The 26,600-nt window shown below is 61.2% G+C and carries 29 protein-coding genes and 1 pseudogene; 11 read left to right on the top strand and 19 right to left on the bottom strand.

All coding sequences use genetic code 11. The features are described 5' to 3' along the window. Nucleotides 1-7 precede the first annotated feature (7 nt). Nucleotides 8-859 carry an MIP/aquaporin family protein gene (locus LOY37_RS21170; RefSeq protein WP_045197720.1) on the bottom strand — a complete coding sequence of 284 codons (852 nt, stop codon included), beginning with the start codon at nt 857-859 and terminating at the stop codon, nt 8-10. Nucleotides 860-1,142: 283 nt separating this feature from the next. Here LOY37_RS21170 and ybaK point away from each other — a divergent pair, with 283 nt between their 5' ends. Together ybaK and LOY37_RS21160 are read left to right on the top strand one after the other, a co-directional pair. Continuing rightward, on the top strand, nt 1,143-1,613 hold the full coding sequence (ybaK, locus tag LOY37_RS21165) for a Cys-tRNA(Pro) deacylase (RefSeq protein WP_258715652.1): 471 nt from the start codon (nt 1,143-1,145) through the stop codon (nt 1,611-1,613). A gap of 93 nt (nt 1,614-1,706) precedes the next feature. After that, nucleotides 1,707-2,489 (top strand): PhzF family phenazine biosynthesis protein, encoded by a 783-nt coding sequence (locus LOY37_RS21160; protein ID WP_258715651.1) that lies wholly within the window; start codon nt 1,707-1,709, stop codon nt 2,487-2,489. A gap of 81 nt (nt 2,490-2,570) precedes the next feature. Here the strand turns inward: LOY37_RS21160 and LOY37_RS21155 are convergent, their stop codons facing one another. Together LOY37_RS21155 and argF are read right to left on the bottom strand one after the other, a co-directional pair. Then, nucleotides 2,571-3,680, bottom strand: coding sequence for an ABC transporter ATP-binding protein (locus LOY37_RS21155; protein WP_045197726.1), 1,110 nt, complete (start codon nt 3,678-3,680; stop codon nt 2,571-2,573). After that, the gene (gene argF / locus LOY37_RS21150) at nt 3,677-4,597 is read right to left on the bottom strand and encodes an ornithine carbamoyltransferase (RefSeq protein ID WP_045197728.1); all 921 of its coding nucleotides are present in this window, start codon (nt 4,595-4,597) and stop codon (nt 3,677-3,679) included. Before argF ends, LOY37_RS21155 begins: the two co-directional genes overlap by 4 nt. Before the next feature lie 377 nt (nt 4,598-4,974). On the opposite strand from argF, the gene LOY37_RS21145 reads away from it, so the two are divergent. Both LOY37_RS21145 and grxD read left to right on the top strand, forming a co-directional pair. Then, a complete protein-coding gene (locus LOY37_RS21145; RefSeq protein ID WP_258715650.1) occupies nt 4,975-7,077 on the top strand; it encodes a molybdopterin oxidoreductase family protein in 2,103 nt (700 codons plus the stop codon). Nucleotides 7,078-7,169: 92 nt separating this feature from the next. Beyond that, nucleotides 7,170-7,505, top strand: coding sequence for a Grx4 family monothiol glutaredoxin (gene grxD, locus LOY37_RS21140; RefSeq protein WP_045197731.1), 336 nt, complete (start codon nt 7,170-7,172; stop codon nt 7,503-7,505). Nucleotides 7,506-7,574: 69 nt separating this feature from the next. On the opposite strand, the gene bfr is transcribed toward grxD, so the two are convergent. Next, entirely contained in the window at nt 7,575-8,045 is a 471-nt protein-coding gene (gene bfr, locus LOY37_RS21135) for a bacterioferritin (RefSeq protein WP_045197734.1), read from the bottom strand. A 198-nt stretch (nt 8,046-8,243) separates the two neighbouring features. Then, nucleotides 8,244-8,462 carry a bacterioferritin-associated ferredoxin gene (locus LOY37_RS21130; RefSeq protein ID WP_010221037.1) on the bottom strand — a complete coding sequence of 73 codons (219 nt, stop codon included), beginning with the start codon at nt 8,460-8,462 and terminating at the stop codon, nt 8,244-8,246. Between the two features lie 234 nt (nt 8,463-8,696). Here LOY37_RS21130 and LOY37_RS21125 point away from each other — a divergent pair, with 234 nt between their 5' ends. Further along, on the top strand, nt 8,697-9,299 hold the full coding sequence (locus LOY37_RS21125; RefSeq protein ID WP_010221038.1) for a peroxiredoxin: 603 nt from the start codon (nt 8,697-8,699) through the stop codon (nt 9,297-9,299). Between the two features lie 60 nt (nt 9,300-9,359). Here LOY37_RS21125 and rnt read toward each other — a convergent pair whose 3' ends face one another. Then, complete coding sequence (gene rnt, locus LOY37_RS21120) at nt 9,360-9,971, bottom strand: ribonuclease T (protein ID WP_267954172.1); 612 nt, start codon at nt 9,969-9,971, stop codon at nt 9,360-9,362. A gap of 56 nt (nt 9,972-10,027) precedes the next feature. After that, nucleotides 10,028-11,074, bottom strand: a complete 1,047-nt coding sequence (gene pyrC, locus LOY37_RS21115) for a dihydroorotase (RefSeq protein ID WP_045197738.1) — start codon at nt 11,072-11,074, stop codon at nt 10,028-10,030. Between the two features lie 130 nt (nt 11,075-11,204). Between pyrC and LOY37_RS21110 the strand changes: the two genes are divergently transcribed. Next, on the top strand, nt 11,205-12,158 hold the full coding sequence (locus LOY37_RS21110) for an OmpA family protein (RefSeq protein WP_258715649.1): 954 nt from the start codon (nt 11,205-11,207) through the stop codon (nt 12,156-12,158). A gap of 129 nt (nt 12,159-12,287) precedes the next feature. Beyond that, nucleotides 12,288-13,505: an argininosuccinate synthase gene (locus tag LOY37_RS21105; protein ID WP_038999115.1), complete on the top strand. Its 1,218-nt coding sequence runs from the start codon at nt 12,288-12,290 to the stop codon at nt 13,503-13,505. Between the two features lie 54 nt (nt 13,506-13,559). Here LOY37_RS21105 and LOY37_RS21100 read toward each other — a convergent pair whose 3' ends face one another. Beyond that, on the bottom strand, nt 13,560-14,120 hold the full coding sequence (locus tag LOY37_RS21100; RefSeq protein ID WP_258715648.1) for a hypothetical protein: 561 nt from the start codon (nt 14,118-14,120) through the stop codon (nt 13,560-13,562). Between the two features lie 455 nt (nt 14,121-14,575). On the opposite strand from LOY37_RS21100, the gene LOY37_RS21095 reads away from it, so the two are divergent. After that, nucleotides 14,576-15,202, top strand: a complete 627-nt coding sequence (locus LOY37_RS21095; RefSeq protein ID WP_045197743.1) for a response regulator transcription factor — start codon at nt 14,576-14,578, stop codon at nt 15,200-15,202. Between the two features lie 62 nt (nt 15,203-15,264). Here LOY37_RS21095 and LOY37_RS21090 read toward each other — a convergent pair whose 3' ends face one another. From LOY37_RS21090 to metG, 8 genes and pseudogenes are all read right to left on the bottom strand, one after another. Next, nucleotides 15,265-15,441: a PA3496 family putative envelope integrity protein gene (locus LOY37_RS21090; RefSeq protein WP_258607824.1), complete on the bottom strand. Its 177-nt coding sequence runs from the start codon at nt 15,439-15,441 to the stop codon at nt 15,265-15,267. Nucleotides 15,442-15,546: 105 nt separating this feature from the next. Beyond that, nucleotides 15,547-16,185: an endonuclease III gene (gene nth / locus LOY37_RS21085; protein WP_045197747.1), complete on the bottom strand. Its 639-nt coding sequence runs from the start codon at nt 16,183-16,185 to the stop codon at nt 15,547-15,549. A 4-nt stretch (nt 16,186-16,189) separates the two neighbouring features. Further along, nucleotides 16,190-16,714, bottom strand: a complete 525-nt coding sequence (locus LOY37_RS21080) for an Rnf-Nqr domain containing protein (protein WP_258715647.1) — start codon at nt 16,712-16,714, stop codon at nt 16,190-16,192. Continuing rightward, complete coding sequence (locus tag LOY37_RS21075; protein ID WP_258715646.1) at nt 16,707-17,324, bottom strand: RnfABCDGE type electron transport complex subunit G; 618 nt, start codon at nt 17,322-17,324, stop codon at nt 16,707-16,709. The genes LOY37_RS21080 and LOY37_RS21075 overlap by 8 nt, the downstream gene beginning before the upstream one ends. After that, a complete protein-coding gene (locus tag LOY37_RS21070; RefSeq protein ID WP_258715645.1) occupies nt 17,321-18,301 on the bottom strand; it encodes an RnfABCDGE type electron transport complex subunit D in 981 nt (326 codons plus the stop codon). Before LOY37_RS21070 ends, LOY37_RS21075 begins: the two co-directional genes overlap by 4 nt. A 7-nt stretch (nt 18,302-18,308) precedes the next feature. Beyond that, a pseudogene (gene rsxB / locus LOY37_RS21065) lies at nt 18,309-19,142 on the bottom strand (electron transport complex subunit RsxB); the annotation flags it as partial. Next, nucleotides 19,139-19,720 carry an Rnf-Nqr domain containing protein gene (locus LOY37_RS21060; RefSeq protein ID WP_045197758.1) on the bottom strand — a complete coding sequence of 194 codons (582 nt, stop codon included), beginning with the start codon at nt 19,718-19,720 and terminating at the stop codon, nt 19,139-19,141. The pseudogene rsxB and the gene LOY37_RS21060, both read right to left, overlap by 4 nt. Before the next feature lie 90 nt (nt 19,721-19,810). After that, nucleotides 19,811-21,850, bottom strand: a complete 2,040-nt coding sequence (gene metG, locus LOY37_RS21055) for a methionine--tRNA ligase (RefSeq protein ID WP_045197760.1) — start codon at nt 21,848-21,850, stop codon at nt 19,811-19,813. Nucleotides 21,851-22,006: 156 nt separating this feature from the next. Between metG and apbC the strand changes: the two genes are divergently transcribed. Continuing rightward, complete coding sequence (apbC, locus tag LOY37_RS21050) at nt 22,007-23,101, top strand: iron-sulfur cluster carrier protein ApbC (protein ID WP_045197762.1); 1,095 nt, start codon at nt 22,007-22,009, stop codon at nt 23,099-23,101. A gap of 130 nt (nt 23,102-23,231) precedes the next feature. Here apbC and LOY37_RS21045 read toward each other — a convergent pair whose 3' ends face one another. Further along, nucleotides 23,232-23,441 (bottom strand): cold-shock protein, encoded by a 210-nt coding sequence (locus LOY37_RS21045; protein ID WP_010221054.1) that lies wholly within the window; start codon nt 23,439-23,441, stop codon nt 23,232-23,234. Nucleotides 23,442-23,792: 351 nt separating this feature from the next. On the opposite strand from LOY37_RS21045, the gene dcd reads away from it, so the two are divergent. Then, nucleotides 23,793-24,359, top strand: a complete 567-nt coding sequence (gene dcd / locus LOY37_RS21040; RefSeq protein ID WP_028943496.1) for a dCTP deaminase — start codon at nt 23,793-23,795, stop codon at nt 24,357-24,359. 99 nt (nt 24,360-24,458) lie between these two features. Beyond that, nucleotides 24,459-24,692 carry a hypothetical protein gene (locus LOY37_RS21035; RefSeq protein WP_045197764.1) on the top strand — a complete coding sequence of 78 codons (234 nt, stop codon included), beginning with the start codon at nt 24,459-24,461 and terminating at the stop codon, nt 24,690-24,692. 3 nt (nt 24,693-24,695) lie between these two features. Here the strand turns inward: LOY37_RS21035 and LOY37_RS21030 are convergent, their stop codons facing one another. Together LOY37_RS21030 and LOY37_RS21025 are read right to left on the bottom strand one after the other, a co-directional pair. Then, nucleotides 24,696-25,460 (bottom strand): ABC transporter ATP-binding protein, encoded by a 765-nt coding sequence (locus LOY37_RS21030; protein ID WP_045197766.1) that lies wholly within the window; start codon nt 25,458-25,460, stop codon nt 24,696-24,698. Nucleotides 25,461-25,483: 23 nt separating this feature from the next. Continuing rightward, nucleotides 25,484-26,599 carry a succinylglutamate desuccinylase/aspartoacylase family protein gene (locus LOY37_RS21025; protein ID WP_258715643.1) on the bottom strand — a complete coding sequence of 372 codons (1,116 nt, stop codon included), beginning with the start codon at nt 26,597-26,599 and terminating at the stop codon, nt 25,484-25,486. Nucleotide 26,600: the final 1 nt, after the last annotated feature.

Raw genomic sequence — 26,600 nt, 5'->3', positions numbered from 1 at the left:
GCAGGCATCAGGATGCCTGGGTCTTGCCCTGAGGGTTGGCGTCGGTCTGGGCGTTTTCGCTCTCGGCAACCGGCAGGTTGCGGGCGATCACGCCGCGGTACAGGGCGGCCCCAAGGCTCGCTCCTATGATCGGCGCAAAAATCGGAATCAGGAAATAGGGAATATCACGACCGCCAGTAAAGGCGACTTCGCCCCAGCCGGCGAGGAAAGTCATCAGCTTGGGCCCGAAGTCCCGCGCCGGGTTCATCGCAAAGCCGGTCAGCGGGCCCATGGCGCTGCCGATCACGGCAATCAGCAGGCCAATCAGCAGGGGTGCCATGGCGCCACGCGGCAAGCCGTTGTTGTCGTCGGTCAGGGCCATGATCACTGCCATCAGCACGGCGGTGATGATCACTTCGACCAGGAAGGCCTGGCTGGTGGACAGCGCCGGGTGCGGGTAGGTGGAAAACACCGAGGCCAGCTCAAGGCTGGCCTGGCTGCCGCGGATCATTGCGTGGGCCTGTTCGAAATCGAAGAACAGGTTGCTGTACAGCGTGTAAACCAACGCCGCGCCACAGAAGGCGCCGGCGATCTGGGCAACGATGTAGAACGGTAGTTTGTGCTTCTCGAAACCGGCGAACAGGCACAGGGCGATGCTCACGGCCGGGTTCAGGTGCGCGCCGGACACCCCGGCGGTGAGGTAAATCGCCATGCTCACGCCGACGCCCCAGATGATGCTGATTTCCCACAGGCCGAAGCTGGCACCCGCAACCTTGAGCGCAGCAACGCAGCCGGTGCCGAAAAAGATCAGCAGCGCGGTGCCGAGAAATTCGGCCATGCACTGGCTTGAAAGTGTTGGTTGTCGCAGAGCAGTCGTCATTCGTTACCTCGGTTCTTGTTGTTGTGAGGCGCAGTGAGCGCTCGACAAAAACCCGACAGAAATCCCCATTTCGGTCGGGCGGCGGCAGGAAATGCACCTTATCGGGGCATAGCTATATTCAGAATCGAAAAAATATAGACAAGAAACGCTTATGTCAAAGGTCGAAAGTGAACCACCGTTCACAATCTGACTATTGGTGGCGCTGATGGGCGTTGGTTGCGCCTGGGCTTTTGCCCTAAAGTAACCGGCGAAATGGCATTCACCCTTCTGCTTGGAGTCCTGCATGACCCCCGCCCTGGATCTGCTGAAAAAGGTTCGCGCCGAACACCACATCCACAGTTACGAACATGACCCCAAGGCTGCGTCCTACGGCCTGGAGGCGGCGGAAAAGCTCAACCTAGAGCCCGCACGGGTGTTCAAGACCTTGCTCGCCTGCAGCGAAAAGGGTGAGTTGCTGGTAGCGGTAGTGCCGGTAGTCGGTAGTCTGGATCTGAAAGGTCTGGCCCATGCGGCCGGGGTGAAGAAGTGCGAGATGGCCGATCCGGCGGCGGCGCAGCGCTCGACCGGTTACCTGTTGGGCGGGATCAGCCCCTTGGGGCAGAAAAAGCGCCTGCGCACTTTTATTGATGAAACCGCTCAAACCTTTGAAACAATTTTCGTCAGCGCTGGCCGCCGCGGCCTGGAAGTCGAGCTAGCTGCGGCAGTGCTGGCCGAGCATAGCCAGGGTAAATTCGCCGCCATTGGCCGCGACTGACATCTGTATGCTCAAAATCGCTTGATTCTGTCTCTGTCGGCCGAGGCTGTCTGGCGGGCATGCTCTGCGGCCCGCCACTCTGAGATTCACCTCATGCCGCTTGAATTCCATCAGGTCGATGCCTTCAGCGACCGTCCTTTCGCTGGCAACCCGGCCATGGTCTATCGCCTCGACAGCTGGCTCGCCGATGAGCTGATGCAGCAGATTGCCGCCGAACACAACCTGGCCGAGACCGCGTTCGTCGTCCCCCATGCCGAAGGCTGGCAGATCCGCTGGTTTACCCCGAGCACCGAAGTGCCGCTGTGTGGCCATGCAACCCTGGCCAGCGCTCATGTGCTGTGGGAGGTCTATAAAGAGCCCGGTGAGCGCTTGTTGTTCCAGAGCAAGTCCGGTCCGCTGAGCGTCAGCCGTGACGGTCCGCGCCTGCAACTGGATTTCCCCCGGGTCGAGCCACAGCCGTTGAATGAAGCGGTAGCGGTGGCCGAAGCACTGGGCTGCCCGGTGCTGGAAGTGTGGAAAACCAGTGAGCTGCTGGTTCGGGTCGAATCCGAGCAGGTGTTGCGTGCCTGTACCCCGGACATGGCGGCACTGGCGCAATTGCCGGGGCTGGGGGTGATCGTTACCGCGCCGGGTATCGAACACGATTTTGTTTCGCGCTACTTTGCGCCGGGTATCGGCATTCCTGAAGATCCGGTGACCGGCTCTACCCATTGCAGCCTGATCCCATACTGGGCGCAGCGCCTGGGCAAGAACGAGCTGCGGGCGTTCCAGTGTTCGAGTCGCGGCGGCGAATTGTTCTGCCGGCTGGAAGGGGAGCGGGTGAAGATTGGTGGGTATGCCAGGCGTGTGGCCAGCGGGGTTTTGACGCTGGACTGACAAGGCCTACGCCCGCAGGGTAGAACGCAGACCTTGTGGGGGCCGGCTTTGCCGGCGATGGGCTGCAAAGCAGCCCCGCTGTCAGACCGCCGAGCTATACCGACGAACGCCGTTCTCCGGCACCGGCAACTGCGCTGCGACACTGCCAGGCACGGCAAACACCACCAGGTGATCCGCCGCCACTTCGATCCCCACTTCGCTGCCGACCTGATGGTCATTGTGGCTCGGGAAAATCGCTTCCAGCTGGCTGCCGGTCGGCAGTTGCAGGCGGTAGAGGGTCGAGGCGCCGAGGAAACTCTTGCCGACGATCAGCGCTTTGAGCTCGCTGTCCGGTGCATGAATGATGTCGTCCGGACGCAGCAGCACATCCACGGCGCTGCCGGGCGTCAGGGTATAGGCGCGGTTGCCGCGCAGCTCGCCGAGCTCGGTGCGTACCGACTCCGGGCTGGTCAGCTGGCCACGAATGAAATAGCCCTGGCCGATGAAGCTGGCTACGAACGGTGTCAGTGGTTCGTGGTAGAGGTTGTAGGGGGTATCCCACTGCTCCAGGCGACCTTCCTTGAACACCCCGACGTGATCGCTGACGGCAAAGGCTTCTTCCTGGTCGTGGGTGACCAGGATTGCGCTGGTGCCGCGGCTTTTGAGGATGTCGCGCACCTCGTGGCTCAGGCGTCGGCGCAGCTCGACATCGAGGTTGGAGAACGGCTCGTCGAGCAGCAGCAGTTGTGGCTCGGGCGCCAGTGCGCGGGCCAGGGCCACACGTTGCTGCTGGCCACCGGAAAGCTCGTGCGGGTAGCGTTTGCCCAGGCCGCCGAGCTTGACCAGCTCGAGCATCTCGTCGACCACCTGGCGCTGCTGCGGGTGCTTGCCGATGCCGAAGGCGATGTTCTCGGCCACAGTCAGGTGCGGGAACAGCGCGTAGTCCTGGAACACCATGCCAATCCGGCGTTTCTCCGGTGCCAGGGTGAACCCGGCTTTGGAGATGACTTCGCCGCCCAGCTGGATTTCGCCCTCGTGCACCGGCTCGAAACCGGCGATGGCGCGCAGGGTGGTGGTCTTGCCGCAGCCGGAGGAGCCCAGCAGACAACCGATGTCGCCGGCGTTCAGGTGCAGGTTGAGGTTCTGGACGATGCGCTGCTCGCCATAGCCACAGGCGAGCTCGCGCAGGTTAAGCAGTAAAGGTTGACTCATGCGTGGTGATAGGCCGGTTCAACAAGAAATTCGAGAAGCGCCTTCTGTGCATGCAAGCGGTTTTCGGCCTGGTCCCAGGCGACCGAACGGGGGTCGTCGAGCAGGTCCAGGCTGATTTCCTCGCCGCGATGGGCGGGCAGGCAGTGCATGAACAGGGCATCGGGTGCTGCCAGGTCGAGCAGTTCGCGGGTTACCTGGTAAGGCGCGAACAAGGCCAGACGCCGTGCAGTTTCCTCTTCCTGACCCATGGAAGTCCAGACATCGGTGCTCACCAGGTGGGCGCCCTGCAGGGCTTCTTTGGGTTCACGGAAGATTTGCACGCGGTCACCGGCCTGGGCCAGGAACTGCGGATTGGGCTCGAATTCGGCCGGGCAGGCGATGCGCAGCTGGAAGTCGAACTGGATGGCCGCTTCTATATAGCTGTTGCACATGTTGTTGCCGTCGCCGATCCAGGCCACGGTCTTGCCCTGGATGGCGCCGCGGTGCTCGAGGAAGGTCTGCATGTCGGCCAGCAGCTGGCACGGGTGCAGATCGTCGGACAGGCCGTTGATCACCGGTACGCGCGAATTGGCGGCGAATTCGGTCAGGGTGCTGTGGGCAAAGGTGCGGATCATCACCGCATCGAGCATGCGCGACATGACGATGGCGCAATCGCCGATCGGCTCGCCGCGGCCCAGCTGGGTGTCCCGTGGCGAGAGGAAGATGGCCTGGCCGCCGAGCTGGATCATGCCGGCTTCGAACGACAGGCGGGTGCGGGTTGAGGACTTCTCGAAGATCATCCCCAGCACGCGGTTTTTCAGCGGTTCGAACAGTACGCCGCGGTTACGCAGGTCCTTCAGCTCGATACCTCGACGGATCACACTGAGCAGTTCTTCGGGTGTGAAATCCATCAGGGAGAGAAAGTGCCTAGCGCTCATGTTTGACTACCTTTTTGCAACAGACCGCAGATCAGCCATACCGGTTTTTTTTAACAACGGAAGTGACCTGCGGCGAAAGCCGCACGGGGCGACGAATTAGGGGAAGACGCAATACTATAATTAAATGTCGCGTCATACCAAGAGGGGGTTTCGTCGCCGATGTTTCAGGCAGTGTCGTAACCCGTTGGATAGAAGCTTTTTTTATACGTTACACAGGGGTTTTACACTGCCTGCCAGCGCCTTGGCAAACCCGGTAGCGGGCCTGTGCTGAATCGCCTTGCCTGATGGACGAAGATTCACGCGACGAACCTCACTGGCCGCAAGCTCGGGTCAGGCTCATAGTCGGTTGATCCCAGACACCCGAGCAAGAGGTGGCCATGAACAAGACCCAGCATCACCGTGCCTGTCATCTGTGCGAAGCCATCTGCGGCTTGACCCTGGAAATCACCCACGAGCCCGACGCCCCACGGCGTATCAGCTCGATCAAGGGCGACCCCGAAGACAGCTTCAGTCGCGGCCACATCTGCCCCAAGGCGGTGGCCCTGCAGGATATCCAGAACGACCCTGACCGACTGCGCGCGCCGCACAAGCGTGTCGGTGACAGCTGGCAAGCCATCAGCTGGGAGGAGGCCTTTGCACTGGCTGCGCAAAAGCTCTGGGCCATCCAGCAGGCCCATGGGCAGAACGCCGTGGCGGTCTACCAGGGCAACCCCAGCGTGCACAACTACGGGTTGATGACCCACAGCAACTACTTCCTCGGCCTGCTCAAGACCCGCAATCGTTTCTCCGCCACCTCGGTGGACCAGCTGCCGCACCACCTGACCAGCTACCTGATGTACGGCCACGGCTTGTTGTTGCCGATCCCTGACATCGACCACACCGAGTTCATGCTGATCCTGGGCGGCAACCCGCTGGCCTCCAACGGCAGCATCATGACCGTGCCGGACGTCGAGAAACGCCTTAAGGCGATCCAGGCCCGTGGCGGCAAGTTGGTGGTGGTCGACCCGCGCCGCAGCGAGACTGCGGCGATGGCCAACCAGCATGTGTTCATTCGCCCCGGCACTGACGCGGCGCTGCTCTGTGGCCTGCTCAACACCCTGTTTGCCGAAGGCCTGACTCGCCCCTCGGCCTTGCCGGTGGATGGCCTGGACAGGGTACAAGCGGCCATTGCGCCGTTCACCGCCGAGGCCATGAGCGCCCTATGCGGTGTCGACGCCACGGTGATACGCCAGTTGGCGCGGGATTTCGCCAGCGCCGACAAGGCCGTTTGCTACGGGCGCATGGGCGTCTCGACCCAGGCCTTCGGCACCTTGTGCCACTGGCTGGTGCAGTTGCTCAACCTGGTCAGCGGCAACCTCGACCGTGTCGGTGGCGCGCTGTGTACCGAGCCTGCGGTGGATCTGGTGGCGAGTACTTCAGGCGGGCATTTCAATGCCTGGCAGAGCCGGGTCTCGGGGCTGCCCGAGTATGGCGGCGAATTGCCGGTGGCGGCCCTGGCCGAAGAGATGCTGGTTGAAGGCCAGGGGCAGGTTCGCGCGCTGGTGACGGTGGCGGGTAACCCGGTGTTGTCCACGCCCAATGGCCGCCAGCTTGAACGCGCCCTGGACGGTCTTGAGTTCATGCTCAGCATCGACCTGTACATCAACGAGACCACCCGTTACGCCGACCTGATCCTGCCGTCCACCTCGGCATTGGAGAACGATCACTACGACACCACCTTCAACCTGTTTGCGGTGCGCAATGTCAGCCGCTTCAATCGGGCCATCCTGCCCAAGCCCGAAGGTGCCTTGCATGACTGGGAAATCTTCGTCGGCCTGGCCAAGGCCTTTGCCGCCCTTAGCGACAAGCCTTTGAAACCGACCCTGCCGCCGGCACAAATGATCGATATCGGCCTGCGCCAGGGCCGCTATGGCGAGGCCTCGGCGTTCAAGCTGTCGCTTGAGACTCTCGACCAGCACCCCCATGGCATCGACCTGGGCCCGCTGCAGCCCAACCTTGCTGCACGCCTGAAGACGGCTAACCAACGGATTCAGGCCGCACCCCAGGAGATCCTCGGCGACCTGCAGCGCTTTGCCGGGCAGCAGCCGCTGGCGGCGGGTCAACTGCTGCTGATCGGGCGCCGCCATGTGCGCAGCAATAATTCATGGATGCACAACTATCATCGCCTGGTGAAAGGCAAACCCCGTCATCAGTTGTTGATGCACCCGGACGACCTGGCCGGTCGCCAGTTGCAGGATGGCCAGCGTGTGCGCGTCAGCTCGCGGGTCGGCGAAATCGAGGTCGAAGTGCAGGCCAGCAGCGACATGATGCCGGGGGTGGTCAGCCTGCCGCATGGCTTTGGCCATGCCCGTGCCGGGGTGCGCATGGAAATCGCCCAGCCCGGCGCCAGCGCCAACGACCTCACCGATGAGCGCCAGCTCGATGCGGTGTCGGGTAATGCGGCGCTTAACGGCGTGCCAGTGCAGGTGGTTGCGGCCTGATATCGGCAAGGCCGAGCGTCCTGCTCGGCTTTCCGATACAATGCGTCACCGTGCCGACAACCAGGTCGGAAAGTTCAGCCGCGAGGTGCTTCATGGATATCATCGAAACAATCAAAGAGCAGATTGCCAACAACACCATTCTGCTTTACATGAAAGGCTCGCCGAATGCCCCGCAGTGCGGTTTTTCGGCCAAGGCGGCGCAAGCCGTGATGGGTTGCGGCGAGAAATTCGCTTACGTGGATATCCTGCAGAATCCGGAAATCCGCGCCAACCTGCCAAAATACGCCAACTGGCCGACCTTCCCACAGCTGTGGGTTGCCGGCGAGCTGGTCGGCGGTTCCGACATCATGGCTGAGATGTTTGCCAACGGCGAACTGCAGACCCTGATCAAGGACGCTGCAGCCAAGGCTGAGGCGGCCAAGGCCTGACCCCAGGTTTGGTCAAAAAAAGCCCCGCAGTGCGGGGCTTTTTTGTGCCTGTAGGGCAGGGCAGCGAACTTACTCGCCCATTTGCGACTGCAGGTAGTTCTCCAGGGAGACCTTGTCGATCAGGCTCAGCTGGGTTTCCAGCCAGTCGATGTGCTCTTCCTCGGCTTCGAGGATGTCTTCGAGCAGCTCACGGCTGCCGAAGTCGCCGACGGTCTCACAGTGGGCGATGGCGGCCTTGAGGTCGACCAGGCCTTTTTGCTCGATCTTCAGGTCGCACTCGAGCATTTCCTTGGTGTGTTCACCAATCAGCAACTTGCCTAGGTCCTGGACGTTGGGGATGCCTTCGAGGAACAGAATACGCTTGATCAATTTGTCAGCGTGTTTCATCTCTTCGATGGATTCTTTGTACTCGTGCTTGCCGAGCTTCTCCAGACCCCAGTCCTCGTACATGCGCGCATGCAGGAAGTATTGGTTGATTGCGACCAGCTCGTTTCCGAGGATCTTGTTGAGATGCTGGATGACGCTAACGTCGCCTTTCATGATGGGGTCCTGCCCTGTAAGTGTGTCTATAAAGGCAAGTCTGAGCCCCGCAACTTCTACTGTCAAACCTAAGTTATTGAATAATAAATGAAAATTAATCGGAATAAGAATGTTTGTGTTCCGCGTTAAACCCCTAACTACTTGAATTACAGGCATAAAAAAACCGGACACTGGGTCCGGTTCTTGGAATTCGTTGAATTATGCTGCAGTAAATTCTACAGGATAGGGCAGGGCAGCCTGGCTGACCTGAAGCTCGGTGAGGGTTTCGCGCACCACCTGCTTGGCCAGGCAGGCACATTTGCCACACTGGCTGGCCACGTTGGTGGCGCTTCTGACTTCCTTGTAGCTGCAGCATCCTTCATAGATCGCATCGCGGATCTGTCCGTCGGTCACACCAACACAAAGACACACATACATAGGGCTGACCATCGCTGGTTAAGGCTCAATGCGAAGAAGCTTAATGTTAATGAGAATGCTTGTCAAAACTCTTTCTGTAATGGGCGAACTAGAGCGACCGACGGCAGATTATCGAGCGTTCGGACTGAAATTCGGCGAGCGGCGCCGGGCGGTGTATGATGGTCGGCCATTTCGCTGCCGGGCCAGTGCACGCTGGCCTGTGCAAGATGATTCCACCCCATCAGGAGATATCGCATGAGCGTACTCGTTGGCAAAAATGCCCCGGACTTCACCGTTCCAGCTGTTCTGGGCAACGGCGAAATCGTCGACAGCTTCAACCTGGCTTCGGCCATCAAGGGCAAGTACGGCCTGGTGTTCTTCTACCCGCTGGACTTCACCTTCGTCTGCCCGTCCGAGCTGATCGCCCTGGACCACCGCATGGCCGAATTCAAGGCGCGCAACGTTGAAGTGATCGCCGTGTCGATCGACTCGCACTTCACCCACAACGCCTGGCGCAACACCCCGATCAATGCCGGCGGCATCGGTCAGGTCCAGTACATCATGGCTGCCGACATGAAGCACGACATCGCCAAGGCCTACGACGTAGAGTCCGAAGGCGGCGTAGCTTTCCGTGGCGCGTTCCTGATCGACGACAAGGGCGTTGTCCGCTCGCAGATCGTCAACGACCTGCCACTGGGCCGTAACATGGACGAACTGCTGCGTCTGGTCGACGCCCTGCAATTCCACGAAGAGCACGGCGAAGTCTGCCCTGCCAACTGGAAAAAAGGCGACAAGGGCATGACCGCTTCGCCAGAAGGCGTTGCTGCTTACCTGAGCGAGAACGCTGGCAAGCTGTAATTGCCAGGCATAAAAAAACCGGCCTTGATGGCCGGTTTTTTTATGCGCGGTGCACAGGCTTCAGTCGTTGAAGTCCTGCCAGCCGCCCATTTCCTTCCAGCGGTTGACGATGCCGCAGAACAGCTCGGCAGTCTTCTCGGTGTCGTAACGCGCCGAGTGCGCCTCACGGCCATCAAAGTCGATGTCGGCGCTCTGGCAAGCCCGCGCCAGCACGGTCTGGCCATAGGCAAGGCCGGCCAAGGTGGCGGTGTCGAAGCTTGAGAACGGATGAAACGGGTTGCGCTTCATGTCGTGGCGGGCCACGGCGGCATTGAGGAAGCCCAGGTCGAAGCTGCTGTTGTGGCCGACCAGGATCGCCCGTTTGCAGCCATTGGCCTTGAGCGCCTTGCGCACGCCACGGAAGATGTCGGTCAATGCCGACTCTTCGCTGACGGCCATGCGCAGCGGGTGATCGAGCTTGATCCCGGTGAACTCCAGGGCCGCTTGCTCGATGTTGGCGCCTTCGAACGGCTCGACGCGGAAGAAATAGGTGTGTTCCGGGAACAGGAAGCCCTTTTCGTCCATGCCGATGGTGACTGCGGCGATTTCCAGCAGGGCGTCGGTGGCGCTGTTGAAACCGCCGGTCTCGACGTCGACCACTACCGGCAGGTAACCGCGAAAGCGTTCAGCCATCGGGTGGCGCGGACCGCCGCCATGACCTTCCTGGTCGTCTTCGTACTGATCTTCGCTCACGCAGTTTCCTCCAGCAGGCGCCAGCGCAGTTGCTCACCGGCGCGCAGCGGGATAACGGTCTGCTCGCCGAACGGCAAGCTGCTTGGGGCGGTCCAGCTGTCGCGGACCAGGGTAATCGTATCGGTGTTGGCCGGTAGGCCATAGAAGCTTGGGCCGTGCAGGCTGGCGAAGCCTTCGAGCTTGTCCAGCGCGTTACGCTGCTCGAATGCCTCGGCGTACAACTCGATCGCGGCATAGGCGGTGTAGCAGCCGGCACAGCCACAGGCGGCTTCCTTGGCGTGCTGGGCATGTGGCGCCGAGTCGGTACCGAGGAAGAACTTGCTGCTGCCGCTGGTGGCGGCGTCCAGCAAAGCCACCTGGTGGGTGTTGCGCTTGAGGATCGGCAGGCAATAGAAGTGCGGACGAATGCCGCCCACCAGCATGTGGTTGCGGTTGTACAGCAGGTGCTGGGCAGTGATGGTCGCGCCGACGTTGGCCGGGGCCTCGTTGACGAACTGCACGGCTTCGCTGGTGGTGATGTGTTCGAACACCACCTTGAGGGTCGGGAAGCGCTCGACCACACGGCGCAAGTGCTCGTCGATGAACAGCTTCTCGCGGTCGAACACGTCGATCTCGGGGCGCGTTACTTCACCGTGCACCAGCAGTGGCATGCCGACCTCGGCCATGGTTTCGAGCACCGGGAAGATCTTGTCGACACTGGTCACGCCGGAATCGGAGTTGGTCGTCGCGCCGGCCGGATACATCTTGGCGGCATGGACAAAACCGGTGGCCTTGGCCGCGCGGATTTCCTCGGGCTGGGTGCGGTCGGTGAGGTACAGCACCATCAGCGGCTCGAAACGGCTGCCGGCAGGGCGTGCGGCAAGGATGCGCTCACGGTAGGCACCGGCTTGGGCGGCGTTGCGCACCGGTGGTACCAGGTTGGGCATGATGATTGCGCGGGCAAAGGTGCGCGCAACGTCACCGACGGTATGCGGCAATACAGCGCCATCACGAAGATGGATGTGCCAGTCGTCGGGACGCAGGAGGGTCAGGCGGTCGGACATTGGGGATTCCAGGCGGGTCGAACTCAAGGTGAATGCTACCGGAAAAGCCGGTTACGAGCACTCGCTATCAAGTTTTGCCGCGACCGACCGATAGCGTGCAGGTATACCGTGAAAATCTGTGGAGCCGCCCGTGCGCCAGCGTTATCTAGCCCTGCTCAGTGTGTTTGCCAGCATGCCCGCCATGGCACTCACTTTCCAGACCCGTCTGGAGAACGTCGAGTGGAAGGTCGAAGGCGATCAGTTCGAATGTCGGCTGGTTCAACCCATTGCCGATTTCGGCAGCGGCGAGTTCGTTCGCCGGGCCGGCGAGCAGCCAACTTTCCAGCTGCGCTCAAGCAGTAACGTCCTCGGTGCCGGTTCCGCCACCCTGCTGGCGGCGGCCGCGCCGTGGCAGCCCGGACGTGGCGATATCAACCTGGGCGCGGTGCGCATGGCCCGCAGCGGCGTGCTTTTTACCAGTTCCCAGGGCCAGGCCAGCCGCTTGATCAACGGCCTGCTCGATGGCCGCAGCATCGTGGTGCGCAACTACGCCGGTGAAGCCGGGCGGACCATGGAAGTGCGGGTGTTGCCGGTCAAGTTCAGCAAGGCCTACGGCGACTATCAGGCCTGCGCGGCAAAACTTTTGCCGATGAATTATGACCAGGTGCGTCAGGCGCGGGTCGGCTTTCCGGGCGGCGGCATTGACCTGGATGCCGATGCCCGGGCACGCCTGGACGTGATCCTCGACTTCCTCAAGGCCGACCCCACTGTTAACCATATCGAACTCGACGGCCACTCCGACAACAGCGGCAACCGCCTGACCAACCGCGACCTGTCGCGGCGCCGGGCACTGGCGGTGATGGAGTACCTCAAGGCCCACGGTATTCCCGAAGAGCAGATCACCGTGCGCTTCCATGGCGAGCGTTACCCGCTGGCGCGCAACAACAGCGCAGCCAACCGCGCGCGCAACCGACGGGTGAATATTCAGCTTGATCGGGTTACGCCTGTCGAAAAGCCGCTGGAAAAGCCCGTTGAACCTGCAACCAAACCACCGGCCGCACCTGCTGCCGCAGCCAGTACCGCGAAGCCCGTCGCCAAGTCCTGAGGTGCGACCGTCCGTCGCGCTCTCGACAGTTCCTGTCGCTTTGTCGTCACAAGCTGTCGCCCCACTGTAAATTTTGTCGCAAGGCCGGTAGAATCGACGGCTTTCCGTACAACCCCGTGGAGTGATGGCATGGCGGACGTAAAAAAGGTCGTACTGGCGTATTCCGGCGGCCTTGATACTTCGGTGATTCTCAAGTGGCTGCAGGATACCTACAACTGTGAAGTGGTGACCTTCACCGCTGACCTTGGACAAGGCGAAGAGGTCGAACCGGCCCGCGCCAAGGCCCAGGCCATGGGCGTCAAGGAAATCTACATCGATGACCTGCGCGAAGAGTTCGTACGCGACTTCGTGTTCCCGATGTTCCGCGCCAACACCGTCTACGAGGGCGAGTACCTGCTGGGTACTTCCATCGCTCGTCCGCTGATCGCCAAGCGCCTGATCGAAATCGCCAACGAAACCGGCGCCGATGCCATTTCCCATGGTGCCACCGGCAAAGGCAACGACCAGGTCCGTTTCGAACTGGGTGCCTACGCCCTCAAGCCAGGCGTCAAGGTCATCGCGCCATGGCGTGAATGGGACCTGCTGTCCCGTGAAAAACTGATGGACTACGCCGAGAAGCACGGCATCCCGATCGAACGTCACGGCAAGAAGAAGTCGCCGTACTCGATGGACGCCAACCTGCTGCACATCTCGTATGAAGGCGGCGTGCTGGAAGATACCTGGACCGAGCACGAAGAAGACATGTGGCGCTGGACCAAGTCGCCAGAAACCGCCCCGGACGTTCCGACCTACCTGGAACTGACCTACCGCAACGGCGACATCGTTGCTCTGGACGGCGTTGAAATGTCGCCGGCCACGGTGCTGGCTACCCTCAACCGCATCGGCGGCGAGAACGGTATCGGTCGTCTGGACATCGTCGAAAACCGTTACGTCGGCATGAAGTCCCGCGGCTGCTACGAAACTCCAGGCGGCACCATCATGCTGCGCGCCCACCGGGCGATCGAGTCGATCACCCTGGACCGCGAAGTCGCTCACCTCAAAGATGAGCTGATGGTCAAGTACGCCAGCCTGATCTATACCGGCTACTGGTGGAGCCCTGAGCGTTTGATGCTGCAACAGATGATCGACGCTTCGCAGGTCAACGTGAACGGTGTCGTGCGCCTGAAACTGTACAAAGGCAACGTCATCGTCACCGGCCGCAAGTCCGACGATTCGCTGTTCGACGCCAACATCGCCACCTTCGAAGAAGACGGCGGCGCCTACAACCAGGCCGACGCAGCGGGCTTCATCAAGCTCAATGCCCTGCGCATGCGTATTGCTGCGAACAAGGGCCGCAAGCTGGTCTGAGGCTTGTTGTGCAGAAAAACCCCGGCCTGTGCCGGGGTTTTTTTTGCCTGAAGATTAGTGTGCCGGACCATTCAACGGCCGCGTCAGCAACACGGTTTGCCTCCTGCTTTCGAGATTGCACAAAATCCATTTGCTGTCCGGTGCGGGCGGGGATTTGAGTGCGTGCAAGGCGAAGTAGCTTATCAAGTCAGCCGCTGCGGGGCCGCGCAGGGTAATCGTGATGGTAGTGCATCCGCTATTAATGGCGGGTACTTTCGCTGTTTCGATTGCTTCCGGAGTTTCTATGGGGCAGTCGGCTGGAGTATCAACCGAACTGGAAGTAACAAGGACGGGGGGTGGAGACTCAAGAGTAGTTTTTGCATCGGCAGTGTCAGGTGTTGGAATAACGCCTGGTGTCGGTTCGTTCAACTCAGGTGAGTAAAGCGATTTGTAGTTGAAGTTAAGGGTCAGGAAGAACAATACCGTGAGGAAGAACGGAAAGCCCACCAGGAACCAGGTATAAATACCCTGGCTGTCTTCACCCAGAAATGGCAGCGAGGCTAGCGCCGAGGCTTCGATGATGCCGGCGAAAATCGCAATGATCGTCAAAGGGCTTTTCGGCTCGATTTTGCTCATCCAGGATTCCCATGTGCCCACCGGGGCAAGTTCGCAGTAGCTGCGAGGTTTACATGGGCTGCGCCATGCCAGGCAGCATGCTGTGTTTCTCGGTTGGGTAATGTGTCCAGTGCTGATATGTAACGATTATACACAAATTGCAATATTGGTTTTATCAAACAGGTCTATAGGATATTTCCTTCAGGTAATAAGGCTAGGTTTTATAGGTTATTTTATTCTCTGGTGCTACCGTGATAGAGAAAGTTTTTTACGGCCTTTACACGGTCTGCAATTACCAGCGAGATGTTGATTCCTTAAAGAATTATTGGTAATTCCCGCTTGTAGGATAATTCTTTAATGGTTGTAGGTTGTGTCCTTGTGTGCATTTGCTTGTTAATGGCGCAATACAATATGTCGTGTAACTAGGCTATTGTGCTGGCTCAAAAAATAGAACAGCGAACAATTGGATTTTGCCCATGAATAAAGTCCTGATCGTGGATGATCATCCGGTCATTCGCCTGGCTGTACGCATGTTGATGGAGCGGCATGGTTATGAAGTCATTGCCGAGACGGATAACGGCGTGGACGCATTGCAGCTGGCACGCGAGCATGGTCCGGATATCGTTATCCTGGACATCGGCATCCCCAAACTTGACGGCCTTGAGGTGATCGCCCGGCTGACCGCCAACAATGCCAGCATCAAGGTGCTGGTACTGACCTCGCAGGCGCCCGGGCACTTTTCCATGCGCTGCATGCAGGCAGGGGCTGCAGGCTATGTCTGCAAGCAGCAGGACCTGACCGAGTTGCTTAGCGCTATCAAGGCAGTGCTTTCCGGGTATAGCTACTTCCCCAACCAGGCACTGCATTCGGTTCGCTCGAACCTGGGCGGCGCCAGTGAGGCGGACATGGTCGAGCGTTTGTCGGGCCGGGAGATGATGGTGCTGCAGCAACTGGCCCGCGGAAAAACCAACAAGGAGATTGCCGATGGCATGTTCCTCAGCAACAAGACGGTGAGTACCTACAAGACGCGACTATTGCTCAAACTCAATGCTCGCTCGTTGGTTGACCTGATCGAACTGGCCCAGCGCAACGGGCTTGTTTGAAACGCCCAGAAACAACAAAGCCTCCATCAAGGAGGCTTTTGTGATCTGTCGGTATCGATCCTTCAGAGGTCGAAGTCGTAATCGGCCAGCTGTTTTTGCAAGCGACGTTCTTCCAGCAGGTTGTCGATGGTGCGGCGTTTGCTCAGGTTGGTTTTTGCCACTTCAACAACGGGCTCGTCGTCTGCCTCGTCAGTGACGAGGTCGTCATCTACAACCAGGTCTTCTTTATCGGTGCTCATAAGTCACTCCAAGCCAAGAGGGCCATTGGCGCACCTTATAGCGAGAAATTTTGACCGGGTAAAAAAGATTTTTTCAATCGACCAAGCTGTCTTTTCACTATCGGCTCAATCGTCCGAAGTTTTCTGCTTGTACTCGCACAAATCTTCGATCCGGCAACTACCGCAACGGGGTTTGCGCGCCTGGCACACATAGCGCCCGTGCAGGATCAACCAATGGTGGGCGTCAAGCAGGTACGGCTTGGGCACGAACTTCATCAAGGCCTTTTCAACTTCCAGAACGGTCTTGCCCGGGGCAATGCCGGTGCGGTTGCTGACCCGGAAAATATGCGTATCAACGGCCATGGCCAGTTGCCGAAAGGCGGTGTTGAGCACCACGTTGGCGGTCTTGCGGCCAACCCCGGGTAGTGCTTCAAGCGCTTCGCGGGTTTCTGGTACCTGGCTGCCATGTTGCTCCATCAGCAGGCGACAGGTTTCGATGACGTTTTTCGCCTTGCTGTTGTACAGGCCGATGGTCTTGATGTACTCCGACAGGCCGTCAACACCCAGGGCATGGATGGCTTGCGGGGTATTGGCGACCGGGTACAGTTTGGCCGTGGCCTTGTTTACGCTGACGTCGGTAGCCTGTGCCGAGAGGATGACCGCAATCAGCAGTTCGAAAGGATTGGTGTAGGCCAGCTCGGTTTTCGGCTCGGGGTTGTCTTCATGCAACCTGCGAAAAATTTCCAGGCGTTTGGCGGCATTCATGGGGTCAAAGCGTTCCTTGACGACGGGAAAGGGCTCGCCGTTGGCAAACCCGGTTATACAGGGCGAGTATCAGGCCCAGAAGGATCAGGGCGCCGGGCAACATGCCGGCCAGGCGCAGGTTGGCAAACTCATTGAGCAGCTGGCGCGTGAACCCTGCGGCCATGCACAGCGCAGCAAATGCTGCCAGTGTGGTAGCTGCGGTACGCCAGCGGGCACTGTTACCCAGGGCCAGCTCGAACAGCAGGCATTGCACGGCGATCAATGCCGGATAGCGGCCCAGCTCCAGTGCCAGCGGCAGGGCCCAGGCGCGCAAGCCTAGCTCAAGGCAGGTGACCAGCAGGGCGGCCATCAGCACGCTTGCGAACAGGCGGGCGCCAGCGTCCAGCTGTTTGCGCAGGGGTGTCATGCACAGACGGTGCAGGCCGACGGCCACCAGGCTTAGCAGCGCCATGGTGCTGGCCTGCAGCAATGTCTGGGTGGCGCCCAGCACGGGCGCCAGGCTTATTGCAGCGAGCCATTGCCTATTCATCCGCACCTGCGCTTAGCAACTGTTGGCGATGCTCGTCGAAATAGCGCAGGGCATCGTGGGTGGCTTGAATGACGGCGCGGGAGGTGACGGTGGCACCGGCCAACTGATCGAACTGGCCGTTGTCACGCTTGAGCGCCCAGGCTGAATCAGGCGTGTTTTGCCGGCTGTTGCCGACAAAGCCTTGCAGCCAGGTGTTGCCGGGTTCCACCAGCTTGCCGCCCAGGCCTGGCGTCTCCTGTTGTTGCAGCACCTTGACGCCGATCAGGCGCCCCCCCTCATCAATGGCAATCAGCAGGTCCAGCGGACCGCCGTAACCCTGGCTCTGGCTGTGTAGCACAACGGCGCTCGGCTGGCCTTTCAAGGTTGCCAGATAGCCTGCGAGCAGCCGGCTGTGGTCCAGGTTGGTGGCGCCCACAGTCAGGGGCTGTTGCAGCGGTTGGTTGTCGTAGGCCTGCTGCACCAGCACGCTCAGCCAGCGTTGGGCCTTGAGCTGCTGCTCGGCGGCAGTGATGCGCGCGGTGGTGAACTGTTGCCAAAGCACCGTGCCACCCACGGCCAGCACGGCAAGGCTCAGTAGTAGGGCGGTGGTGCGAATCGACGAGGTGCTCATGATGTTTGCCCGCGTTCTGCCCAGCGCTCCAGGGACGGAACACAAAGATTCATCAGCAGGACCGCGAAGGCGGCGCCGTCGGGGTAGCTGCCCCAGGTTCTGATCAGGTAGATGAGCAAGCCCGCGCCGACGCCAAACAGCAGCTTGGCCTTCGGGCTTTTCGCTCCTGAAACCGGCTCGGTGACAATGAAGAACGCCACCAGCATGGTCGAACCGGACAGCAGGTGCAGCAACGGCGAGCCGTTGGAATCCGAGCCCGAGCCGTTCCAGCACAGCAGGCTGGCCACGAACAGGCTGGCCAGCAGGCCGACCGGCGCATGCCAACTGATGACCTTGCGGTGCAACAGCAGCAAGCCGCCGAGCAAAAAGGCCAGGTTGACGAATTCGCTGCCGCGACCGCCAAGGTGGCCGAAGCCTGGATGACTGGCGAACAACTCATCGATGGTCAGGCTGCGGTTGTTGCGCAGGCCGTCGAGTACCGTGGCTTGCGCCCAGGCGTCGGGCTGGTTGCCCAAATCAAGGCCGAACACTTGCTGCAGCGTGTCGGTCAGGCCCAGCACCTGGGTGACCGGCCACTGGGTCATGTGCTGCGGGAACGACAGCAACACCAGCGCATAGCCGAGCATCGCCGGGTTGAACAGGTTCTTGCCGACGCCGCCGTACAGTTGCTTGCCCAGGGCAATGGCACTGCTGGCGGCAATTACTGGCAGCCACCAGGGCGCGTAGGCGGGCAGTGCCGCTGTCAGCAGCACCGCAGTCACCAGGGCGCTGCCGTCGTTCAAGGCTGGCAGGCCTGGCCGTTGTTGCAGTCGCAGCAGCGCCGCTTCAGTTGCCAGCGCCGCAACGGCGCACAGCAGCAGGTTCAGCAGCAGCCCCCAGCCATGCAGCCACAGCAGGGTCAGCAAGCCGGGTGCGCTGGCCAGCAGCACCATGGCCATGGTGCTGCGCAGGCGCTCGCTGCTATCAGCCGTGGCCATTGGCGGCCGCCGGTTGCAGTGCTTGCAGGCGAGCCTGGGCCTGTTGCGCTTCGTGCTCAAGTTCAGCCAATTGTGCTTGCTGGGCCTGGTTCGGCGCCTCGCCAAAGGCGCTTCGGGCCTTGCTCAGTTGCGCCCGGCTCATGGCGGCGGCGATTTTTGCCTGCTTCAGCGCTGCATCGGCGGCCGCGGCTTTCTGCGCCTTGACCCGTTCGATGGCGGCCTTGATCGGGTCGTCGACAGCGGCGCCCGGCGTGGTGATTGTGGCAGTGGCCGCACGCTGGCTGCGGGCCAGGCGGTCGGCCTGCTTGCGGGCTTCTTCGCGCTGCAGGCGGTTGTTGCGCTGCTCGAAGCGCCGCCGCGCCTGGTTACGCTTGTGGCTGCGGGCCTCGAGGGTCTGGGCATCTTCGGCCAGGCCGCCGACAATCGGCACGATGTTGCTGTTGGCGGTCAATGGCAGCAGGTCGATGCAGTCCACCGGGCACGGTGCTACGCACAGGTCGCAGCCGGTGCATTCGGCGCTGATCACGGTGTGCATCAGCTTGGCCGCACCGATGATGGCGTCCACCGGGCAGGCCTGGATGCATTTGGTGCAGCCGATACATTCGGCTTCACGGATATAGGCGACTTGCGCCGGTGCACGGCCGCGCTCGTGGTCGATCTCGATCACCGGCACGTGCAACAGCTTGGCCAAGGCTGCGATGGTTTCGCCGCCTCCGGGTGGGCATTTGTTGATCGCTTCGCCCGCCGCCAGGCCTTCGGCGTAAGGCCGGCAACCAGGATGGCCACATTTGCCGCATTGGGTCTGCGGCAACAGGGCGTCGATGCGTTGAATCAAGCTCATGGGTTGAATAGTCCGTTGAATCCGAGAAACGCCATGGCCATGATCCCGGCGCCGATCAGCTCGATCGGCAGGCCGCGAAAGGCCAGGGGGATGTCATCGTGGTCGCTGCGCTGGCGCAGGTCGCTGAACAGGCCCAGGGCCAGCCAGAAACCCAGGCCACCGCCCAGGCTCCAGCCCAGGGTTTGCAAAATCCCATAGCTGCCTTCACTGGCTTGCAGGCTCAAGCCTAGCAGCGCCAGGTTACCCACCATCAGGGGCAACAAACCGTCGAAGGGCAGGGTTGGCAGCAGGCGTGTCAGCACTGCGAGCAGCGGCTTGATCGGTAACACGCACAGCGCCAGGAACACAAACAGGCGCAGGTATTCAAGCTGCAGGGGCAGCAACGCCAGGTGATAAATCAGTTGCCCAAGCCCGACCGCCACTACCAGCGACACCAGGGTCGCCAGGCCCAACGCATGCACCTGGCGCCGATCCGGATCGGTGTCGCTGCGCAGCAAGGGGTCGATGGCCAGCCCCTGGTGCAGGACCAGGTTGTTGATCAGCGCGGCGCTGACCAGGGCCAGGAAGAATTCGCTCATGAGGGGGCCGAATGCTGAGGCTGTCCGCCATTATCCGGCAATGACGCGAAGATGAGAACGCCCCGGCCGCAATCGGCCGGGGCGTGAGCCTTACTTGATGCGCTGGCCCGGCTTGGCGCCGCTGTCAGGGCTGAGCAGGTAGATTTCTTCACCGCCGGGGCCTGCGGCCATGACCATGCCTTCGGAGATGCCGAAACGCATTTTGCGCGGCTTGAGGTTGGCGATCATCATGGTCAGGCGACCTTCGAGCTTGGCCGGGTCCGGGTACGCCGACTTGATGCCGGAGAACACGTTGCGTTGCTCGTCACCGATGTCCAGGGTCAGGCGCAGCAGCTTGTCGGCGCCCTCGACGGCTTCGGCCTTGAGGATCAGGGCCACCCGAAGGTCGACCGCGGCGAAGGTGTCGAAGTCGATCTCGGCCGACAGCGGATCCTTGGCCAGTTCGCCATTGCCGGTGACAACGCTGGTCTGGCTGGCGGCCAGGTCTTCCTTGGAAGCGGCGGTCATGGCTTCGACCTTGGCCGGGTCGATGCGGCTCATCAGCGCCTTGAACGGGTTGAGCTGATGGTTGCTCAGGCGGGTCTGGTGATCGGCCCAGGTCAGTGGCGCGACATTGAGGAACGCCTCGGCGTCGGCGGCCAGCACCGGCAGCACCGGCTTGAGGAAGATTACCAGCTGGCGGAACAGGTTAATGCCCTGGGCGCAGATCGCCTGGACTTCGTCCTGCTTGCCTTCCTGCTTGGCCAGCGACCACGGCGCCTTGTCGGCGATCCAGGCGTTGGCGCGGTCGGCCAGGGCCATGATTTCGCGCATGGCACGGGCAAAGTCACGGCCTTCATAGGCTTCGGCAATACCCGGGGCGGCAGCGAGGAAGGCCTCGGTCAGTTCCGGTGCGGCGTCGCCGGCCACCATGACGCCGTCGTTACCCTTGTGGATGAAGCCTGCACAGCGGCTGGCGATGTTGACTACCTTGCCAACCAGGTCGGAGTTGACCTTCTGGATGAAGTCTTCAAGGTTCAGGTCGAGGTCGTCGACGCCGCGGCCCAGTTTGGAGGCGTAGTAGTAACGCAGGTATTCCGGCGCCAGGTGATCGAGGTAGGTGCGGGCCTTGATGAAGGTGCCGCGCGACTTGGACATCTTCGAACCGTTGACGGTCAGGTAGCCGTGCACGTTGATGCCGGTCGGCTTGCGGTAGCCGGCGCCTTCGAGCATGGCTGGCCAGAACAGGGCGTGGAAGTTGACGATGTCCTTGCCGATGAAGTGGTACAGCTCGGCTTTCGAATCCTTGTTCCAGAACGCGTCGAAGTCCAGCTCCGGGCGGCGGGCGCACAGGTTCTTGAAGCTGGCCATGTAGCCGATCGGGGCGTCCAGCCAGACGTAGAAGTACTTGCCCGGCTCGTCGGGAATCTCGAAGCCGAAGTACGGCGCATCACGGGAGATGTCCCATTCCTGCAGGCCAGCATCCAGCCATTCGGCGATCTTGTTGGCCACCGCGTCCTGCAGGGTACCGCTGCGGGTCCACTGCTGGAGCATGGCCTGGAAGTCTGGCAGCTTGAAGAAGAAGTGTTGCGAATCCTTGAGCACCGGGGTGGCGCCGGAAATCGCCGACTTGGGGTTCTTCAGCTCGGTTGGTGCGTAGGTGGCGCCGCATTTTTCGCAGTTGTCGCCGTACTGGTCTTCAGCCGCGCACTTGGGGCAGGTGCCCTTGATGAAGCGGTCGGCCAGGAACATTTTTTTGTCCGGGTCGAAATACTGGGTGATCGAGCGGGTAGCGATGTGCCCGGCGTCACGCAGCTTGAGGTAGATCTGGCTCGACAGTTCGCGGTTTTCTTCGGCGTGGGTCGAGTGGAAGTTGTCGAAGTCGACCAGAAAGTCGGCGAAATCCCCGCTGTGCTCGGCCTGGACGGCGGCAATCAGTTGCTCGGGGGTGATGCCTTCTTTCTCGGCGCGCAGCATGATGGCCGAGCCGTGGGCGTCGTCAGCGCAGACATAAATGCACTGGTTGCCGCGAAGCTTCTGGAAGCGCACCCACATGTCTGTCTGGATGTACTCGAGCATATGGCCAAGGTGAATGGAACCATTGGCATAGGGCAGGGCGCTGGTGACGAGAATCTGACGTGGCTCGGACATGGGGGCTCGGCTACTTTTTTCGGCTACTTGAGATGAAACGGTGATCGGCCACTATAAAACGCCGGGAAATATATTTCACCCCATGGACGTATCTGAAGAGGGATGACGGGTTAGCATAGTGGTCTGTTTTGCTCAGTCTTTATCACGGGAGTCTCCATGAGTGCCGTCACTCGCGCAGCCGTCGAAGCCGTTCTTCGCCAGTACACCGACCCATACCTGAACCAGGACCCGGTCAGCGCCGGCTGTGTCCAGGCCATTGATATCCAGGGCGATCGCGTCAGCGTGCAGCTGCAACTGGGCTATGCCGCCGGCCTGTTCAAAAATGGCTGGGCGCAGGTGCTGCAAACGGCTGTCGAAGGTCTCGACGGGGTTACCTCGGCGCGGGTCGAAATCAACTGCGTGATCGCCGCACACAAGGCCCAGGCGCAGATCCCGGGCCTGGCCAACGTCAAGAACATCATCGCCGTGGCCTCCGGCAAGGGCGGTGTCGGCAAATCGACCACCGCCGCCAACCTGGCCCTGGCCCTGGCTCGCGAAGGCGCGCGGGTAGGCATTCTCGATGCCGACATCTATGGCCCGAGCCAGGGCGTGATGTTTGGTATTGCCGAAGGCACCCGCCCGCAGATTCGCGAGCAAAAGTGGTTCGTGCCGCTCAAGGCCCATGGTGTCGAGGTCATGTCCATGGCTTTCCTGACCGACGACAACACGCCGATGGTCTGGCGCGGTCCGATGGTCTCCGGGGCCTTGCTGCAACTGGTGACCCAGACCGCCTGGGACGATCTCGACTATCTGGTGATCGACATGCCGCCTGGCACCGGCGACATCCAGCTGACCCTGGCGCAGAAAGTCCCGGTGGCCGGCTCGGTGATCGTTACCACCCCGCAAGACCTGGCGCTGCTTGACGCCAAGAAGGGCGTGGAGATGTTCCGCAAGGTCAATATCCCGGTGCTGGGCGTGGTCGAGAACATGGCCGTGCACATCTGTTCGAACTGCGGCCATGCCGAGCATCTGTTCGGTGAGGGCGGTGGCGAGAAGCTGGCGGCGCAGTACGGTGTCGAACTGCTGGCCTCGTTGCCGCTGTCGATGCTGATCCGCGAACAGGCCGACAGCGGCAAGCCGACGGCGATTGCCGAGCCGGAAAGCCAGATCGCCATGGTCTACCAGGAGCTGGCCCGTCAGGTCGGTGCACGGATCGTGTTGCAGGAAGCGGCGGCGCCGGCGATGCCGAATATCACTATCAGCGAGGACTGAGGTGATTTTCGCGGGGCAAGCCCGCTCCTACGGTAGGAGCGGGCTTGCCCCGCGATGAGGTCAAAATCCAGGGCATAAAAAAAGCCCCACCTGTTAAGGGCGGGGCTTTCTTCAAGCTGTAAAGCGGAAGTTAGATAACTTCTACTTCTTCAGCCTGCATGCCTTTCTGACCGCGGGTAGCGATGAAAGAGACCGCTTGGCCTTCTTTCAGGCTTTTGAAGCCGTCAGCTTTGATGGCTTTGAAGTGTACGAACAGGTCGTCACCGGATTGTGGGGTGATGAAGCCGAAGCCTTTTTCATCGTTGAACCACTTAACGGTACCGGTTTGGCGATTGGACATGGTCTGTCTCCTTGGACAAAGTTAACTACGACTCAGGAAACGCCCTGGCCGAGACTGAGTGCAAAGAGGCAGAAAATTCATGAAGATGGGTTGATCGAAATCTTGCATCAGGTAGATATTCTCAGTGACACGTGCAGCACAGTGGCGTCACCTTAACCCTTTTTCCAGAACGTGCCAATGGTCTTGTGACGCTTTCTCATAATTCATGACTGACGGTGCCTCGCGCTCCCGTGCAGGCCCCGTGGTACGGGGATCCGACGGTTGATGCTGCATGGAACTTTGAACCCGGCGCCGGGCCCGGTAAGATGCGCCACAGAATTTTTTCACCACGCAATTTCAGGACACCCCGCCATGAGCATCAAATCGGACAAGTGGATTCGCCGCATGGCGCAGGAACACGGCATGATCGAGCCGTTCGTCGAGCGCCAGGTGCGCGGTGAGAGCGACAACCGGCTGATCTCCTTCGGCGTCTCCAGCTACGGCTACGACGTGCGCTGCGCCGACGAATTCAAGGTGTTCACCAACATCAACTCGGCGACCGTCGATCCGAAAAACTTCGACGCCGGCAGCTTTGTCGACGTCAAGAGCGACGTCTGCATCATCCCGCCGAATTCCTTCGCCCTTGCCCGCACCGTCGAATACTTCCGTATCCCGCGCAACGTGCTGACCATCTGCCTGGGCAAGAGCACCTACGCCCGCTGCGGCATCATCGTCAACGTCACCCCGCTTGAACCCGAGTGGGAAGGTCACGTGACCCTGGAGTTCTCCAACACCACCACGCTGCCGGCGAAAATCTACGCCAACGAAGGCGTGGCGCAGATGCTCTTTCTCGAATCCGACGAAGAATGCGAAGTGTCCTATAAGGATCGTGGCGGTAAATACCAGGGCCAGCGCGGCGTTACCCTGCCACGCACCTGAGGCGACAAGGCGAGGGAATTCCTTGCCTGCGGCGTACTCCAAAGAGTTGAACTGTTCCGCCCGGCAACACGCCAGGCGGACGTCAACCAGGAGCCGCCCATGAAACTCGACCCGACCATCAGTGCCAAGCTGGCCGTGCTGCAGCCCAACAGCGTTGGGATGTTGGCCTGGTCGCTGCTGGCCCATCCGCACCCGCACATCCTCCACGCAGGCGGCGTGCCCGGTCAGCCTGATCCAGACACGCCTATCCCTGCACAGCCGGGTGATACCCCGCCGATGGAGCCGGGTGAGCCCACTCTGCCTGACGAGCCGCCACCGGCCCCCGTCGCCTGACCGCTACTTGAGGTTGCCGCTGAGAAACTGACGCAGGCGTTCGCTTTTTGGATTGCCCAGTACCTCGTCCGGCGGCCCTTGCTCCTCCACCAACCCCTGGTGGAGGAACATCACCTGGCTCGCCACCTTGCGTGCGAAGGCCATTTCGTGGGTCACCATGATCATGGTCCGACCCTCTTCGGCCAGGCCCTGAATCACCCGCAACACTTCGCCGACCAGCTCCGGGTCCAGCGCCGAGGTCGGCTCGTCGAACAGCATGACTTCCGGCTCCATGGCCAAGGCCCGGGCGATGGCCACCCGTTGTTGCTGGCCGCCGGAGAGAAATGCCGGGTATTGATCGGCCACCCGCGGTGCCAGGCCGACTTTGTCCAGGTAGCGCCGGGCGCGTTCTTCGGCCTCGTGCTTGCTCACGCCCAGCACCCGTCGCGGCGCCATGGCGATGTTGTCCAGCACGCTCAGGTGGCTCCACAGGTTGAAGTGCTGGAACACCATGGCCAGGCGCGTGCGCAGGCGCTGCAGCTCGTCCGGATCGGTGACGTGCAGGCCATGATGGTCCTGGGTCATGTGCACCGGCTTGCCATCGAGGGTCATGCTGCCTTCGTTGGGTTGCTCGAGGAAGTTGATGCAGCGCAGGAAGGTACTCTTGCCCGAGCCGCTGGCGCCGATCAGGCAGATCACGTCGCCGGTCCTGGCCTTGAGCGATACGCCCTTGAGCACATGGTGCTCGCCGTAGCGTTTGTGCAGGTCTTCGATGGTCAGTTTGTACATGCGCAGGCTCTAAAGGTAAGGGGTCAAGGCGACAGCAGGTAGCCGCTGCGGTAGGCCTGGTTGCCGGCCACATGGGCGATGACCATGCCGGCGGTGGCCATGCGCCGCAGCGAGCGGGCATAGAGCAGGCCGGGCTGGCTGTTGCGCACCGCGGTGACCCGGTCGCTGAGCGGGTCGATAACTTCGGCGATCAGTTGGTCGGCCTGTAGGTACTGGCCCGGCTTGGCGTGGAACACCAACAGGCCGCCCAGCGGCGTTGCCACCGGTTCCACCCCGGCCAGCGGCGTTGCCGGGTAGCTGAGGGCGGGCAAGGTGGCAGGTTCGCCTTCAATGGCGCCGTAACGGGTCAGGTAGTCGAGAATCGCCGTGCAGTCCTGTTCCGCCAACGGATGGCTGACATCGCCCTGGCCACGCAATTCGACGGTCACCGAAAAGCTGCCCTGGGGGATCGGGAACTGCTTGGCGAAGCGCTGCTGCAATTGCCACCAGACCAGGGTGAAACATTCATCGAAGGACTGTCCACCCGAGTCGGTGGCCAGCAGGCTGGCCTGGGCGCCCAGGTAGCGCGACAGCGGTTCGACCTGCGGCCAGGCTTCGGGGGTGGTGTACAGGTGCGCCACGGCTTCGAAGTCGCAGTGCAGGTCGAGCACCATCTCGGCGTCGCAGGCCAGGCGTTGCAGGGTCAGGCGCTGGGATTGCAGCGGGGTGTGCGCGGCATGGGCATCCAGGGCGCGGCGCAGGCTTTCACGGATCAGGGCAATGTTGTGCTGCGGATCCTGGGTCAGGTGATCGGCAATCTGGTCGCCGATCTGGTCGCTCAAGTCAACGAAGTGGCGGTTGAAGTTCTCGCCGCTTTGCAGCTCGTAACGGCCCAGCGGCACATCCATCAGTACCTGTTCCAGGCCTACCGGGTTGGCGATCGGTACCAGCACGATTTCGCGGCGCAGCAGGCCCTGGGCCTCAAGTTCGGTCAGGCGTTGCTTGAGGTGCCAGGCCACCAGCATGCCGGGCAGTTCATCGGCATGCAGCGAGGCCTGGATGTAGATTTTGCCGGCGCCGCGGGGGCCGAAGTGAAAGCTGTGGATCTGGCGGGCAATGCCTGGAACCGGCGCCAGAATGTCATGGGTCGAGTGATGCATA

It is taken from the genome of Pseudomonas sp. B21-012 (genome assembly GCF_024749305.1).
In the GTDB taxonomy this organism is placed as follows: Bacteria; Pseudomonadota; Gammaproteobacteria; order Pseudomonadales; family Pseudomonadaceae; genus Aquipseudomonas.
Note: the sequence above shows the minus strand (reverse complement) of the source record. Positions and strands in the feature narration are given on the sequence as shown.